Source organism: Heyndrickxia sp. FSL K6-6286 (genome assembly GCF_038630395.1).
GTDB lineage: Bacteria > Bacillota > Bacilli > Bacillales > Bacillaceae_C > Heyndrickxia > Heyndrickxia oleronia.
The window spans coordinates 4,462,530-4,479,163 of record NZ_CP152029.1 but is presented as its reverse complement, the minus strand read 5'-3'; the positions used below and the strand labels follow the sequence as shown (position 1 = coordinate 4,479,163).

Annotated in this window: 14 protein-coding genes; 10 read left to right on the top strand and 4 right to left on the bottom strand. The window is 32.7% G+C overall.

What is annotated here, in order from left to right:
* The first annotated feature begins 494 nt into the window (after window positions 1-494).
* The 6 genes from MHI39_RS22650 to MHI39_RS22625 all read left to right on the top strand — a co-directional run bounded on the left by MHI39_RS22650 (window position 495) and on the right by MHI39_RS22625 (window position 5,546).
* Window positions 495-1,223: a hypothetical protein gene (locus MHI39_RS22650; protein ID WP_342540273.1), complete on the top strand. Its 729-nt coding sequence runs from the start codon at window positions 495-497 to the stop codon at window positions 1,221-1,223.
* 80 nt (window positions 1,224-1,303) lie between these two features.
* On the top strand, window positions 1,304-1,969 hold the full coding sequence (locus tag MHI39_RS22645) for a DUF2642 domain-containing protein (RefSeq protein ID WP_058003133.1): 666 nt from the start codon (window positions 1,304-1,306) through the stop codon (window positions 1,967-1,969).
* A gap of 350 nt (window positions 1,970-2,319) precedes the next feature.
* Window positions 2,320-3,459 carry a DEAD/DEAH box helicase gene (locus MHI39_RS22640; protein WP_342540272.1) on the top strand — a complete coding sequence of 380 codons (1,140 nt, stop codon included), beginning with the start codon at window positions 2,320-2,322 and terminating at the stop codon, window positions 3,457-3,459.
* Window positions 3,460-3,614: 155 nt separating this feature from the next.
* The gene (locus MHI39_RS22635; protein ID WP_058003131.1) at window positions 3,615-3,944 is read left to right on the top strand and encodes a PadR family transcriptional regulator; all 330 of its coding nucleotides are present in this window, start codon (window positions 3,615-3,617) and stop codon (window positions 3,942-3,944) included.
* Entirely contained in the window at window positions 3,931-4,485 is a 555-nt protein-coding gene (locus tag MHI39_RS22630; protein WP_259548060.1) for a DUF1700 domain-containing protein, read from the top strand. Before MHI39_RS22635 ends, MHI39_RS22630 begins: the two co-directional genes overlap by 14 nt.
* Entirely contained in the window at window positions 4,485-5,546 is a 1,062-nt protein-coding gene (locus MHI39_RS22625; protein WP_259548059.1) for a DUF4097 family beta strand repeat-containing protein, read from the top strand. The genes MHI39_RS22630 and MHI39_RS22625 overlap by 1 nt, the downstream gene beginning before the upstream one ends.
* A gap of 329 nt (window positions 5,547-5,875) precedes the next feature.
* Here MHI39_RS22625 and MHI39_RS22620 read toward each other — a convergent pair whose 3' ends face one another.
* Both MHI39_RS22620 and MHI39_RS22615 read right to left on the bottom strand, forming a co-directional pair.
* On the bottom strand, window positions 5,876-7,432 hold the full coding sequence (locus MHI39_RS22620; RefSeq protein WP_251339012.1) for an ABC-F family ATP-binding cassette domain-containing protein: 1,557 nt from the start codon (window positions 7,430-7,432) through the stop codon (window positions 5,876-5,878).
* 321 nt (window positions 7,433-7,753) lie between these two features.
* Window positions 7,754-8,332, bottom strand: coding sequence for a hypothetical protein (locus MHI39_RS22615; protein WP_139358065.1), 579 nt, complete (start codon window positions 8,330-8,332; stop codon window positions 7,754-7,756).
* Between the two features lie 504 nt (window positions 8,333-8,836).
* Between MHI39_RS22615 and MHI39_RS22610 the strand changes: the two genes are divergently transcribed.
* Window positions 8,837-9,370, top strand: coding sequence for an RNA polymerase sigma factor (locus tag MHI39_RS22610; protein ID WP_259548050.1), 534 nt, complete (start codon window positions 8,837-8,839; stop codon window positions 9,368-9,370).
* 541 nt (window positions 9,371-9,911) lie between these two features.
* Here MHI39_RS22610 and MHI39_RS22605 read toward each other — a convergent pair.
* Window positions 9,912-10,355: a C40 family peptidase gene (locus tag MHI39_RS22605; RefSeq protein WP_251339010.1), complete on the bottom strand. Its 444-nt coding sequence runs from the start codon at window positions 10,353-10,355 to the stop codon at window positions 9,912-9,914.
* 251 nt (window positions 10,356-10,606) lie between these two features.
* Between MHI39_RS22605 and map the strand changes: the two genes are divergently transcribed.
* Window positions 10,607-11,350 carry a type I methionyl aminopeptidase gene (gene map / locus MHI39_RS22600; protein ID WP_251339009.1) on the top strand — a complete coding sequence of 248 codons (744 nt, stop codon included), beginning with the start codon at window positions 10,607-10,609 and terminating at the stop codon, window positions 11,348-11,350.
* 79 nt (window positions 11,351-11,429) lie between these two features.
* On the opposite strand, the gene MHI39_RS22595 is transcribed toward map, so the two are convergent.
* Window positions 11,430-12,011 carry a biotin transporter BioY gene (locus MHI39_RS22595; RefSeq protein ID WP_259548039.1) on the bottom strand — a complete coding sequence of 194 codons (582 nt, stop codon included), beginning with the start codon at window positions 12,009-12,011 and terminating at the stop codon, window positions 11,430-11,432.
* 258 nt (window positions 12,012-12,269) lie between these two features.
* Here MHI39_RS22595 and MHI39_RS22590 point away from each other — a divergent pair, with 258 nt between their 5' ends.
* Both MHI39_RS22590 and MHI39_RS22585 read left to right on the top strand, forming a co-directional pair.
* Window positions 12,270-13,598 carry a polysaccharide biosynthesis protein gene (locus MHI39_RS22590; protein ID WP_251339007.1) on the top strand — a complete coding sequence of 443 codons (1,329 nt, stop codon included), beginning with the start codon at window positions 12,270-12,272 and terminating at the stop codon, window positions 13,596-13,598.
* A gap of 130 nt (window positions 13,599-13,728) precedes the next feature.
* Entirely contained in the window at window positions 13,729-16,371 is a 2,643-nt protein-coding gene (locus tag MHI39_RS22585) for a sigma-54-dependent transcriptional regulator (protein ID WP_259548033.1), read from the top strand.
* Window positions 16,372-16,634 lie beyond the last annotated feature (263 nt).

Genomic DNA, 16,634 nt, shown 5'->3' with positions numbered 1-16,634 from the left:
TCCCAGTCCTAATTTTAAATAATAGACTATTAGGTTATAGTTGAAATTTACAGAAATGGTTGTTTAACGGGTTTCCGAAAAATATAAGACACGTATATATACAATATAAATTACCCTAATAGATAAAGTGATCTATAATCAGCGAGGAACAAAGACTCCAGCTGATTACTAGGTAAACTAATCGGGCAGTACGGACAGTTATTCTACCTGATTTCTACTAGGTTGAAAATCTACTGACGTTTATGCAAGGGAGGAAAATAAGGAGGATAAAAATAGAAAAAAGTAATCTTAATAAGGAAAATTCTGCCCCTATCTCTCTTCCTTATTCATTAAAAGGAAAGAATGTAACCATATATAGAGGTGGGCCAGAGTCTAAGACAGGAAGGCTGATTGATGTACAATCTGATTATATTGCACTAGGTACAGAGAATGGGGTTATTTATTATCAGGCTGAACATATTAAAAGCATTAGTGAGGATCCAATCTTTAATTCAATGCAATCTAATTTAATGCAAAAGGAAAAAATTATATATTATCAGAGCAAGAATTTTGTAGGTATTATGAATAATTTAAAATCCAAACTAGTACAAATTAACCAGGGAGGACCGGAATCAAAAAAAGGTTTATTATTGGATGTCAAGAGTGATTATGCTGTGGTCAGTACTAATGATGATGGAATTGTATATTACAACATTCAACATATAAAGAGTATTATGACTCCTCAAAATAACAATTCACAAATTGGAGATGAAGTAACTAATTTAGCTCGTCAAGAATATATTGGAGCTCCAGAATTTAATCAACTATTTACGCAAATGACACATGGATGGGTTTCGATTAATCGTCATGGACCAGAAGCTCTTGAAGGTATCTTAGTTGAAAATACTGATGGATATTTCACCCTTATAAATAATAAAGAAATATACCGAATTCATCCTCTTCATGTAAGGAGTATTAGTTTTGGTCCAAAAGGATTCTTAAAGAAATTAAACAATAAAGAGGATGATAATGCCGAAAATAGTGATGATAGTCAAATGGAAAAAGGGAAAAATAGCAATAAAACCAATGCAAATAAAGAGGTGGAAGTGGATAGTTCTGGGGAAGAAAATCAACAATTACAAATTAAAGATTTGGTTGAAACATTAAATATTCCTTCCGTTGCAGGATTATTTATACAACAGGTAGTTTTAAAGGGAATGGCTAAAGCTTTAAAGATATTTTAATATATTATTTCACGAGTTGGCAAACCAGGGTGCATTGGTTTTTGACTAGTGCACCAATCTATTGAAAGGAGGATGTAGAGTTGTCAGGAATTAACCAATTAATTAATCAAGAGGTTGAGGTTGAAATTTCAGGAAAGAATCTCATATCAGGCTTATTACTTGATAAGGGACTGGATATAATTGTGATCTATACTGGCAATAAATTTTTATATATTCCACTACTACACATTCAGCACTTAAAGGAAAAAGTAGTAAAAGAAATAGTAAGCGAACCACCAGAATCCTTACTCATGATAAATGAACCGGAACCGATTTCCTATAGAAAAATATTAAATCATGCAAAAGGACAGTTCATAGAATTATTTGTTACGGGGAACAAATCGATTCACGGATATATTACTAGTGTTTTAAATGACTACATTGTTTTTTATTCCCCAGTGTACAAAATTATTTTTATATCGATGCAGCATATAAAATGGTTCACCCCGTATTCAAATCAACTAACACCATATACTTTAGGCAGTAAAGATTTGCCAATTGTTCCTGCAAGTATTCCTTTAGCAAGATCTTTTGATGAACAATTAAAAAAATATGAAGGGCAATTAATAGTCCTGGATTTAGGAGATAATCCAGAGAAAATTGGATTATTAAAAAATGTCTCAAATAACATAATTGAACTTATAACTGCTAATGGCCAAGCTATTTATTGGAAATTTACTCATATTAAAACAGCAAATCTACCATAAGGGGACAGACGTCTTTAATAGATAACCTCAATATGTTGATTAAAAATGCAAGATTGCTTTCCTTATTTGTCATATAAACTTCTAGTAGTGTATGATAAAGTGAACTTTGTGTTGATTTATAAGAAAGGCTGTTTTTATAGTTTGTTGCTTTTGTAAATGTCCAACTGCCGGTTATTACACCAAAAAAGGATGCAACGATTTTCATGGAGCTTACAGCTCTTTTCAGTAAAAAGAAAGGTGTAGCAGTCTTCATCAGCCGATAGTTATTCGTTAAAACTTTAGTTAAATAGCAACAATATTTAAGAAAAGAGCCATAAGAAAAAATGAAAATAGAACTAAAGGAGAGCAATATGACAAGTAATTGGCCATTTTTATCAACTTTAAAACCAAACTTTCAAGATACATGGAAGACTGCAGGATTTGATCAGCCTACAGCCATCCAAAAGGAAACTGCTGAGATAATAATGGAAGGCAAGGATGTTATTGCTAGTTCACCGACTGGAACAGGGAAAACATTAGCCTATGTTCTTCCATTATTAGAAAAGCTAAATACCGATAATAAAAATATACAAACAATTATTCTTGCCCCATCTAGGGAACTAGTGATGCAAATCCTTCAAGAAATTCAAAATTGGGCCTCTGGAAGTGGGATACTGGCAGCATCATTTATTGGTGGTGCAAATGTAAAACGCCAATTAGAGAAGCTAAAAAAGAAGCCGCATATCATTGTAGGAACACCTGGGCGAATTTTTGAATTAATAAAACAAAAAAAAATAAAAATGCATGAAGTAAAGACGATCGTTTTTGATGAAGGCGATCAACTCCTTACTTCAGAAAATATGCAAACAATTACTGGGATTATTAAAGCGACATTAAGTGAAAGGCAACTTCTACTTTTCTCGGCAACACTTCAGGAGCAAACAATCCATTCTGCGCAGATGCTGATGAAAGAACCAGAAATAATAAATATTAAGACTTCCGAAAATAAAGCGAAAGTTGAACATATTTATTTTGTATGTGAAGAAAGAGATAAAATGGAGATATTAGCAAAACTAAATAGAGTAGAATCTATGCAAGCTCTTGTATTTTTTAACGATATTGGAAAGCTAAATGTTATAGCAGAAAAAATGAAATATAAAGGTCACTTGGTTGGAGAATTACATAGTGAATTGAAAAAAGAAGCAAGAGCGAAAGCAATTAGTCAATTACAGTCTGGTGAGTATTCTCTACTTTTTACTACTGAAGTAGCGGCAAGAGGGTTAGATATTGCCAATCTTCCATATGTAATCCATTTTGATTTACCGGACAATACCTCCCAATATACTCATCGTTCAGGTAGAACAGGAAGATTAGGTCAGGAATCAGGAACGGTTATTTCTATTGTTACATTACGAGAAGAACGAACGCTAAAACAGTTTTGTCGAGAACTTGAAGTCCCTGTCAATCAAAAATATTTGTATGCTGGAAACATCGTTGATCAGCGAGGTTAATGGATACATTTGAAATAGGCATCTACACATTTTTTGTCAGTAGATGCTTTTTTATTATTCAGTACCTTGCATTAATCAGTAGTATCGATTATTATATAGTTAATACTAGTGAACAATGTACAGTAGCTGATATTAATTTATAGGAGGTGGATTTTTTGAATGTCCAGTTTAAAAAGGGTGTTTTAGAACTATGTGTTCTAATATTAATTTCTAAAAAGGATCAATATGGCTATGAGTTAGCTCAAAATATATCCAGTAAAATAGAAGTTGCAGAAGGGACTCTGTATCCTTTACTTAGAAGGTTAACAAAGGATGATCTTTTAACCACTTATTTATTAGAATCCACTGAAGGACCACCAAGAAAGTACTATTCAATTACAACAAAAGGCCTTGAATATATGTTTGATTTAATTAGTCAATGGAGGCAATTTTCTGAGGCAGTCAATCAATTTATAACGGAGGGTATGGCGAATGGGGAGAAATGAATTTATAAGAAGTTTAGAAAGCTATCTATCGAAAGTTCCTGAACGTGATCGAAAAGATATGCTTTATGATTTTGAAGAGCATTTTACAATCGGGATTGAAAATGGAAAAACGGAGGAAGAAGTTGTTTCAGAGCTAGGGGATCCACAAATGATTGCCAAGGATTTAATAGCAGAGTATCGGATAAGTGCAGCAGAAAAGGATCGATCTGTTCCAAATATTACACGTGCGATGATTGCAACGATTAGTTTAAGTTTTTTTAATATTGTTTTTTTATTGGGGCCTGTTCTAGGGCTTATTGGGGTGTATATTGGATTGTGTGTGACTGCAATTGTGATGACGGTTGCTCCTTTATTAGTCGTTTCATGGGGGATATTTACAGGATTTGATTTATTTTTACTGCAATTTTTTGCATCGATTGTGTTATGTGCGATCGGGTTACTATTAAGTATTGCAATGATCAATATAGGAAAGTTATTTTATTCCGTTATTCTTCGCTATATAAAATTTAATGTAAAGATAATTAAAGGGGGAAAGGCATAATGAAAAAAATGATTTTAGGGGCAATCATTTTATTGATAATCGGTATTATTGGCACGACAGCAAGTTTATTTGCAAATAAGGATTCTTTGTTTCATCCGAAAGAGTGGAGTGAAAAGAAGTCAATTAGTGGTAAAAACATAAAAGAAATTCAAATTGATTCTGGATCTGTGGATGTCATATTAGAACCGTCAAATAGTGATGATGTTCAAGTTGATTTATTAGGAAAAGAAACGATAAGAAAAAAAGGACAGTATAAATTAAAAGTAGACAATGATGGGGACCGTATTAATATTAAGGTTAAGGAAAAAATTCGATTGGGAGCTACATTTTATAGCAGTATAAAATTATATGTAAAAATTCCTGAGAAGATGTATCAATCATTAGACGTAAAATCTTCATCAGGAGAATTAAATGTAAAGGATTTTTCTGCTGAAAATGCAACTTTTAAAGCAGCATCTGGTGATGTAAATGTTAAAAATGGTAAGGTGAATAATAAACTGGTTATTGAATCAACTAGTGGTACAATCAAAGCAGCAAATAATCAGGCAGAAGATCTATTCTTGAAGGCGACGAGCGGGGATATTACAAATGACGATGTAAAAGTTGCCAATCAATTATCTGTTCAAGTTTCAAGTGGTGAAATTAATGTAAATAACAATGAGGCAAAAAAAGTAAAGCTAAAATCTACTTCTGGGGATATCAATGTGGATCAGCTTTTAGCAAAGGAATCAGAAATCAATGCCACATCTGGAAGCATCGTTGTTGATGATATTAGTGGAACTATTATTGGAAATGCCACTTCTGGTGATATAGAGATTGGACCTAATAAACACGTTGGTAATATGAATTTAGAATCAACAAGTGGTACAGTTGAAGTTAGAACAAAGCAACAGACATATCCTTTTGCCATTGATTTTAATGGCGGATCAGGTAGTGGAAAAATTCAAGTTTCTGGAGCAACTTATACTGAAAAAAACGAACATGAAATAAAAGGCAAAATTGGTGACGGTTCAATTCAATTAAAGGTAAAAACGACATCGGGAGATTTTGTTTTAAAATAAGGATCTTTTCTCAAACATTGTTGCTATTTAAGTAAAGTTATAACTAATAAATATCGACCGAGGACCGCTACACATTTCATTTTCCTAAAATAACAATCAAAATAAGGAGGGAATGAATAATGGAAAATCCATTATTCATTCCCTCCTGTGCTTTATAATTAGTCATTAGTTTTATAGTGTTTACAGATCAAAACACCTTTTTTGGTGTTTCCAGATCAAAACACCTTTTTTTTGTTTACAGATCAAAACACCTTTTTTTGGTGTTTACAGATCAAAACACCTTTTTTTGGTGTTTACAGATCAAAACACCTTTTTTTGGTGTTTACAGATCAAAACACCTTAGTAGTCCAGTTTTCGCAGTTCCATACATCTGTTACGACATCTTGGTAGAATTCCGGTTCATGGCAAATAAGAAGAACACTGCCTTTGTAGTCTTGGAGGGCACGTTTTAATTCATCCTTCGCATCGACATCTAAATGGTTTGTCGGCTCATCAAGTACTAGGATATTTGTTTCTTTGTTAATTAATTTACATAGACGAACCTTTGCCTTTTCCCCGCCACTAAGTACCTCAACTTTGCTTTCAATATGCTTCGTCGTTAATCCACATTTTGCTAATGCAGCTCGAACTTCATATTGTGTAAAGGAAGGGAATTCATTCCACACTTCTTCAATACAAGTATTATAATTTGCCTGTTTAACTTCTTGTTCAAAATATCCTGTTAATTGATAATCCCCACGCTCAACTAAACCAGATAGAGGTTTAATTTCTCCTAGTATACTTTTCAACAATGTTGTTTTTCCAATACCATTAGCACCAACTAGAGCAATCTTTTGGCCACGTTCCATTTGAAGGTTCAATGGTCTTGAAAGTGGTTCATCATAACCAATAACTAAGTCCTTTGCTTCAAAAATCATTTTTCCGGATGTACGTCCCTCTTTAAAGCGGAACTCTGGCTTTGGCTTTTCTGCAGCCAATTCAATAACTTCCATTTTATCTAGCTTTTTCTGACGTGACATTGCCATATTTCTGGTTGAAACTCTCGCCTTATTTCTTGCTACAAAATCTTTTAGTTCAGAAATTTCTTGTTGCTGCTTTTTATAGGCAGATTCTAATTGTTGTTTCTTCATTTCATATACTTTCATGAAATCATCATAGTCACCAACATATCGATTTAATTCTTGATTTTCCATATGGTAAATTAAATTAATAACACTATTTAAGAATGGAATATCATGTGAAATTAAAATAAAAGCATTTTCATAGTTTTGTAAATAGCGCTTTAGCCATTCAATATGTTGCTCATCTAGATAGTTAGTAGGCTCATCAAGAAGCAAGATATCTGGTTTTTCAAGAAGTAGTTTTGCGAGAAGCACTTTTGTCCGTTGTCCACCACTCAAATCCTGAACATCTCGATCAAGTCCGATGTCATCAAGTCCAAGCCCTCTTGCAATTTCTTCAATTTTGGCATCAATAATATAGAAATCATTGTTAGTTAAAATATCCTGAATGGTTCCCACTTCTTCTAGCATTTTCTCTAATTCTTCCGGTGTGGCTTCACCCATCTTTTCATAGAGTCCATTCATTTCTGTTTCAAGGTCGAATAAATATTGAAATGCACCTTTTAAAGCATCTTTCATGGTCATTCCTTTTTTTAGGACCGCATGCTGGTCTAAGTAACCGACACGGACTTTTTTCGCCCACTCAACCTTTCCTTCATCGGGCTGTAGCTTTCTTGTAATGATATTCATAAACGTAGATTTACCTTCACCGTTGGCTCCAACTAACCCGATATGTTCCCCTTTTAACAAACGAAATGACACATTATTAAAAATAGCACGATCACCAAAACCGTGACTCAAATCTTTTACTGTTAAAATACTCATCTATATACACCTTTTTCAATCAGTTTCTTATTGCACATATAAAAATTATAACTAATAAAGGAGTAGGATTGAAAGCTATTTTTTTAGGGATGGACCTAGAAAATATTGTCGCATCGATAGAGTGTTAATAAGAGTTAAAGGAAGAATTATTTGAGTTCGTTGCAGATGGTTAAAGGTGTCTATGCCTTTGTTAGAAAAATAGGCTTTTAAAAATAGCAATAATATTTTAGGAAAGAGCCCAATAAAAAATAAAAAGAGCATAAAAACAATAGAGAACATTCTAATGGTTTTATGCTTTCTTTAGATAGAAAATGAAAATCATTACATTGTTTTTAATAAAAGTGGCTGATTGTTTGAATTTTGGTTCATCTCAGTTGTGGAAAAATAGAAATTTAATTTTCCTTCATAAACTAGTTGAAAAGGCGAGGTTGCTTTTAAATCACTTGGAGTAACGAAGGCTAAAGGCTTATTAATGAGAACGACACCCGAATCTTTTAACACTGATGCAACAAATTGAGAGCAGAAATAGGCATTTTTTCTCTCAATTTCTATATTAAATAGGACTCCAATAAGTCCAATAAGATTATATTTATAGTTTTGCTTATTATTTTCAAAATTTATGATTTTTCTTCTCATTTCTTGGTATTGCTTTTCAGAAACCGTACAACTATAAATAGCACATTTAGCATGTTTAAAAAGACCCGTACGAATATTTTCTTTTACAAACCCTCCAATAAAAGGGTTTCTCATATTTTTTCTGCCAAAGCTATATACCTCAACCAGATTATCATCAAAGGCTAATGAAGCGTGGTTGAGTGGTTCTTGAGTAAAAAGCTTTATCATTCTTGTAAACATTGTACCAGTATCGGTTAGTAATAAATAAATTTTACGTTGCTCCACACAATTTTCCTCCTATGTAGAATTGAAATATAGGAAGGGAACATCTTGCTTTAAAGACTCTTTTAAATTGTAAGAACTTCATGATTTTTCCCCTTTATTGGTATCTTATCTCATTTATTCCAGATAGAATACGAACTATCGCAGTAATTATCTTTAAGACCTAAGACTGAGTTATTTAATTAATTTTCGTAGTATGATTTGTCATTGAAGTCATCGTATAGAGCAAACCTATTTCCATCAATCAACATGTAGATAGTGGTATGAGAAAGCTCCTTACTCAATCTAAATAGAAGAGTATATTTATCCTATTTTTATAAATATTGATTCTTTTAGATAAGATTAACACAATTAACAATGAAAGGTAATTTCTTTTTCGTTTCATTTTTATTAAAAAATTTTAAAGATATATTTAAGGAAAACTTAAGAAACAGTTTCTTTTATTTTAAAGATGGATCTTTATAATGAGAAAAAAGATTACAAATACTAAGGAGAGAATCTTAGGGTATGGATAGAATAATAGATCGTGAACAACAGAAAAATATAGATATAGAAAACTTTGTTATCACACATGGTAAAGCACTTTTAAATTATATATATTCGCTAATGAAACATTGGGAAATAGCAGAGGATATATATCAAGAAACTCTTATAGCTGCATATATTGGATATGATTCCTTTGAACACCGTTCATCGTTTAAAAACTGGTTATTTAAAATAGCTTTAAATAAATGTAAGGATGAATGGAAAAGACAGAAAGTAAAGTACCGATACTTAGAAGAAAAAATGGATGTAATTGAACAAAATGAAGTACAGGATGAAACAGAAAAAATGGTACTAGAGAAAGTTTTACATGAAAATTTAATAAAGAAAATTAATGAACTTCCGAGCCGATACCAACAGTCCTTACTACTATATTATTTTTATGATTGTAGTATGAAAGATATATCACAACGAACGTCTATGCCATTATCAACGGTAAAGACTCATCTTAAAAGAGGAAAGGAACGATTACGAAGAAAAGTAGTGGGAATATACTAAAGAAATTAGGTTGAGTTCTCAGACGATATAACATTTGAAAACTCTGTATGATGCTTGTTGCAAGTCTAGTTAGATTAATCATAAAAAGAGTGATGAATTTGAGAAAAAGCAGAAAACAACAGAAAAAAATTAAAAATGAACACTATACATTTTGGGATTTTGTTTTAGATCTATTATCTTGGATACCAGAAATAATTATCTGGCCTTTTCGAATAGCGTTTAGATTGATTAGACATATTATTGACGGCTTTTAATACCATTGTTAATTCATTTTTTTGTATGACACTAATAATTTATGCAAAATTGGTGAAATAAGTTGAAAGTATCTAAAATTTTTTTAGAGAATATGAACTTTTGCAGAAAGAGCTTCATATAATAAAAGTAAGGCTGGTGTAAAACGATTGTAATTTCCCACTTTAGAAATTTTTTTGTTTGAAAATGAAACTTTTTCTTAACTATTGCGTCTATATAAATAAGAAATTCAACTATTATTCAATGAAGCTGTATTAAAAAAAAGCAGCGTATATCGCTGCTTTATCAACTATAATCTCTTCGCTCCGACATATCTTGTTTTCCAATAAGAGCTGTTTAATTTGTCTATTTTAACACCTTTATCCACGGAGTGAATGATCTGATTATCGCCTATATAAATTGATACATGAGAAATTCCTGAGCCGCTTGTGTTGAAAAATACTAGATCACCAGGTTTAAGTTCTGATTTACTAACTTTTTCCCCCTTATTATATATGGCTGCAGAAGAATGGGGTAAAGTAATTCCCATTTTATTGAAAGAATAATAGACGAAACCTGAGCAGTCAAATCCACTTGGCGTAACGCCACCCCATTTGTATGGTGTTCCAATATGTTTTTTCGCTTCTTTAATAAGATCATCTGGAGAAAATTCTGCAGCGCTTGCAGATTGGAATGGTAAAATTAGTAAAATTGCTAGGGCGATTGTTATAACAATGGATCCGATACGTTTCATTAATTTGGCCACCTCAGTCGTTTTTTGTCTACTATTGATAATATAACAGATAATTGTCGAAATATTTTTTACAGTTATTTTAAACAAATATTACAGAAATGTTACAAAGGTAAACCTATAGCATGAGGTTTCTTCCGTTTATTGGAAAAAAATAAGGCTATTCGTTGTTGGAAGAGTGGAACTTTGGATTATGAAATCTTTTTTTATATAATGAAAAGGGACTATGTACTTTTTTTGAAAGGAAAGATCAAATGATTGTAAAAAATGAGAAGGATTTAGAAGCTTTAAAAAAAATCGGTAAAATTGTAGCTGAGATACGCGATGAATTAAAATCATTAACGAAGCCTGGTGTAACAACAAAGGAATTAGATGAAAGAGCAGGTCAATTATTTGAAAGCCATGGTGCAATTTCTGGACCAAAAGGTGAATATGACTTTCCTGGTTATACATGTATTAGTGTAAATGATGAAGTGGCACATGGTATCCCAAGTGATCGAATGATAATGGATGGAGATTTGGTTAACATTGATGTTTCAGGATCTTGGAATGGCTACTATGCAGATACAGGTATTTCGTTTGTGGTCGGAGAATCAAGTCCTGAATTAGAAGAGCTATGTGATTGTGCTCAACGGGCATTTCAAAAAGGACTTGCAAAAATTAAGGCTGGTTCAAAGCAAAATCAAATTGGTAAGGCAGTAATGAATGAGGCAAAAAGAAGTGGTTTTAATGTCATCCTAAATTTAACAGGTCATGGGGTTGGACGAGCACTTCATGAAAAGCCTGATTATATTATGAACTATTACGAGCCTTGGGATAATGATTTATTAAAGGATGGAATGGTAATAGCTTTTGAACCCTTTATCTCTACTGGTGCTGAGGAAGTAGTTGAGATGGATGATGGGTGGACATTCAAAACTCCAGATGGAAGCTTGGTTGCTCAGGTTGAGCATACTGTTATCGTCACGAAAGAAAAACCAATAATATTGACCTTATAGTCAAATAAGTTCAATTATTTTCTGTAACCTAGAAAGAAAAAAAGGAGCTGCATTTGGAAATGCTAGCTCCTTTTTTGCGTTATTTTGCTGATATAGAAAAATGCCGGATTTTTACTGTTCTATGTAGGCGCATTGCAAATAAACCTGCACAGATAGACAGGATAATATCTTTTGGAAGTGGTGCAGCCATCCATAGCCATGCAATTTTATAAGTAAAACCGTCTGGAGCTGATGCCCATAATTGATAAGCAAAGTACATCCAATTTGTACCAATAATATAGTTGACCACTATTCCAATAAGTGATGCTGTTATGAACATAAGAAATGTTGGTTTCTTCTCAATAATCTTGCCAACTATGTAACTTGTAAAAATAAATGAAACAATAAACCCGAAAGTTGGGCTGACTATATCTCCTATTCCACCACTGAATCTTGCAAAAACAGGTGCACCAGCAAGCCCTACAATAGTATAAACAATCATTGATATTGCTCCTAGCCGGCTTCCAAGGGTCGCTCCAGCAAGAATGGCAAAAAAGGTTTGTAATGTAATAGGAACCCCACCTATTACCATAAATGGAACAATAGAAGTGATATTCGCTCCAATCATCATAAATGCTGTAAATAAACCAATATAACAAATATCAATGGCTCGAAATTTCATTAGTTCATCCCCTTTTTATCTACTATAAAAAAGAATAATGAAAGGGAGGAAATATGTCAACTAGAACATTGTATAGGTTTACAAAGTAGAGGGGCTAATAAAATTTGTCTCCGGTTTATTGAAATTATTTTTTGAAATTCTTTATATATTAAAGGTGGGGGACGCCTTATAAAGAGATTTTAAAAAAGGATTAAATATTCTCAGTACTTGTCTCATATCATAAATTAGGATGAGTTTTTACTAGATAGGAGAGACAGTATGACTTCTTTTTTTAAAGGGACATTTTTGTTGGTAGTTGTAGCATTTATTGGTGAATGTGTTGAGTTTTTTATAAATATGGTTTTGGCAAAAGAACTAGGTGAAGTAGGCATGGGTTTATATATGTCTATATTACCGGTTATCTTTTTTATTGTTGTATTAGCAAGTATGGAATTACCTGTTTCCATTTCAAAGTTTATTGCTGAAAAAGAAGACAAGTATCATTTAAGTATGCTCCAGCATGCGATCCGATTTACGGTGTTATTTACAATCGTCCTAGTTATTTTAGCACTTGCCATTTTGCCAATACTTCCCGTATTTAATCACTATCATCCATATATACGTGGACTAGTAATTGTGTTGATTCCACTTGTATCCTTTTCCTCAGTAGCTAGGGGCTACTTTATGGGAGTGCAACATATGGGAAAGATTGCAATAGCAAATTTTTTGAGAAGAATTGTTCAATTAACTTTACTTGTCATTGTATATAATTTATTTCAATTCGAATTAGACAAGGCTATTTTGATTGCTCTTTGTACATTAATCGGAAGTGAACTGATTGTTTTCGTTTATTTAATCCATACCTTCTTTTTACAATTTAAGTTAATAAAATATAAAAGCGCTGTAAGACTTACGGGTAAATCTGTGCGGAAAAGTCTCATGTCGGTTTCACTACCGACTACTGGAATGAGAATCACTCACTCTATTTCCCATGCGATCCAACCTTTTCTGATAAAAGCAGCTTTAATGAAAGCTGGATTTTCAGGAACAATGGCGATTGAGCATTTCGGATTATTAACAGGGGTGGCTTTTAGTATCGGTTTTTTTCCAGCCTTCATTGCTCATTCTCTTTCTACTGTATTAATTCCAACTGTATCTGAGGCATATGCGAAAAGGGATTTTGCTAAGCTAAGAAGCCTGTTGCAGCAGGTTATATTGATGACATTTGTTTATGGAATACCAGCTGTCATTATTTTTCACATTTTTGCAGAGCCACTTACCCATATGTTTTTTGATTCAGATATTGCCCCTATGTACCTAAAACTTCTCTGGCCATATTTTTTATTTCACTTTTTCGCTATTCCTATGCAAGCTTTTTTAATAGGAATTGGTTTAATTAAAGATACGCTTCTTCATTTTGTTTGGTCTACGGTTGTGATGTTTATAATGATGATTATTCTTGGATCTCAACAGGAATTTAATATGATTGGTATTATACTTGGGATGAATACAGGAGCTTTACTTGTTATGCTCATGCATTATGTAACAATATGTAAAAAAATTGGTGTATCATTATTTTTTAGAAAACCTGTAAAACAATCCTTTTAATAAACTTTTAAAAGCAATCTAGGACTTTTATAATATATATGGAAACGCATTCAAATAAACGTTAAAATTAATATAATTATCTGATTAGAATAATGAAGCCAAACGATTACAGAGACAGGAGGTGAACAGATTGAGCAGAAAAGATGAAATTTTAGCCTTTCTTAAAAATTCTAATGAGAGCTTCTCCGCCCAACAAATTGCCGATGAACTCAATCTCGATCGGGCCAATGTTAGTAGGTATTTAAATGAACTTTATAAGGAAAAAAGTATAGAAAAGCAAAGTGGAAAACCTATTCTATACCGTGTTGTTAACAAAGGAAAGCGACAAAACTATCCTTTTCGACAATTAATTGGTGCAAATGGAAGTTTAAAAATAGCTGTTCAGCAAGCTCAAGCGGCTATATTATATCCACCTAGAGGATTACACACTTTAATTCTTGGAAAAACAGGAACGGGTAAATCATTATTTGCCGAATGCATGTATGAGTATGCAGTTGAGTCAAATATTTTAGAGAATCCTGCGCCTTTTATTACGTTTAATTGTGCAGATTATTCACAGAATCCCCAGCTTTTATATGGACATATTTTTGGAGTGAAAAAAGGTGCATATACTGGGGCGGATTCAGACCGACCCGGATTACTTGAAAAATGTGATGGTGGTATATTGTTTCTCGATGAGATACACCGACTGCCACATGAAGGACAAGAAATGCTATTTACCTTTATCGATAAAGGGGAGTTTAGAAGATTAGGAGAAAGTGATCAGTTGCGTAAAGCTTCGGTACAAATTATTGGAGCCACAACCGAGAATCCTGAATCTTTTTTACTGGAGACTTTTACTAGAAGAATTCCTATGTCCATTACCTTGCCATCTTTAGATGATCGAAATTTAGAGGAAAGGTTTCAATTGATTGAACATTTTCTAATCCTTGAGTCCAAACGATTAAATGAAACCATTTATGTGGATCGAAGAGCTTTGAGTGCCTTATTAATTTACCATGCATCTGCGAATATCGGTCAGCTACAGCGTGATTTGAAGTTATCCTGTGCAAAAGCATTTCTCAATTATAAGTCCAATCAAATTCAATATTTAAATATTACACAGATGGACTTACCTATCCATGTTCAAAAAGGTTTGCTTGATACTAAAGATTTCCGTGAAAAAATGGATCGCTTAATTGGAAGTGATCAGGAGATTTTTAAATTTCATGATCAAGAGTCAGATAGTGAATTGAGAGATGAGGATGAAAATTTTTATGATGTAATTGAAAGTAAATTGCATCAATTACATCAAGATGGACGAAGCGATGCGGATATTAAAAAGGAGCTCCTTGTCGATATTGACCAATACTTCAATCGGTATTTAGATAAGCTTCCTGAGGTTGGAGTCAATGAAGTTGTAGATGAACAAATTTGGGAGATAACTGAAAAAATATACAGATTTGCCGAGGGTGAATTAGTTAGAAGTTTCAGCAATAAAATGAAATTTGCCTTTGCTTTACATTTACAAGGGTCTATTGAACGGATTAAACAATTCCAGACTGTATTTCATCCAAATTTAAATGAAATAAGAAAGAAATACTCGAAGGAATTTAAAGTTTCTATTGAGATTGCTCAAATGATTGAAAATGAATTAAATGTTGAAATTCCACTTGATGAAATTGGCTTTATTACAATGTTCCTTGCTGCCGATATTGAGGAAAATATGCATCAACAAGGACAGAATGTAGGAATAATTGTAATGATGCACGGAAAATCTACTGCATCAAGTATGTTACAAACTGTACAGGATTTATTAGGTGTTCAGCAAGGGAAAGCCTTAGATATGCCATTATCAATGGAAGTTAGGGATATGTATGAACGAGTAAAAAATACTGTCATCGAGTTGAATCCAACAAAGGGAGTATTATTTCTAGTTGATATGGGATCGTTATCTTCTTTTGGGAACATGATTTTTGAAGAAACAGGTGTGAAAACAAAAACAATATCAATGACAAGTACACCGATTGTGATGGAGGCTGTGCGCAAAGCTTCATTGGGAAGAAGCCTAGAGGATATTTACCAAAGCTGTCAACAATTATTCGATTATAAATTTAGTACATCTAAATCTCGGGAAAAACCTTTAAAAAAGGCGATTATTACTGCTTGTTTTACTGGTGAAGGTGTTGCATTGAAATTGAAAACTAGATTAGTTGATCTAGTAAAAGGAAAAAATATCGAAATTCTATCTATTCAATTTCTCAATCGCCATGCGTTCACGGAAAAAGTCGGACAGATCTCTGAACAATATGATATTTTAGCAATCGTAGGTACTGTTCATTTTCAGTATGATGATATTCCTTATTTTTCTGCCATCGATGTGTTTCATAAAAATAAATTTAAAGAAATAGAAAAATTAATTGAGGATGAAGAACCATACCAGAAAATGGCCCAGTCTCTTGAAGGGCATATTTCCACTATCCCACATGTTCAGCAGTTAATTCAGCGACTTAGGAAATTAGTAAACGAAATAGAACGTAAATTAAAGATTACCCTTGAAGATGGGGTAGATAAAGGAATCATTATCCATCTTATTTTTTTAATTGAAAACATGAAATTAAAGCAAGCCGTTCGTCAATTTGATGATTTTTCTGGTTTTAGAAAAAAATATGCTAGAGAAATGAGCGTAGTAAAAGAAACGTTAAGGGATCTCGAAAAAGAGTTTGATTTTATATTATCGGAATCAGAAACAGCTTATTTATGTCAGATGTTTATTGAAAATAGGAAATCATAAAGTGTGTAATTAAAAACACAAGTGTGTAATCATCATTACATATTTGTGTTTTTCTTTTTGGCGATAGAATAAGGAGTTTCGTCAAATTTAAGTTGGCACAGTTTTTGCATATTAATTAAATATAGGAGGTAAAACACTCATTAAGGTTCTATAGATTTATTATTCAAAAAGGCTGTTTTCGTATAATTTGTTGCTTTTGTAAAAAAACAACTGCCGGATATTGCACCTAATAAAGGATTTAGCGGTCCGATGGAATTTGCCGC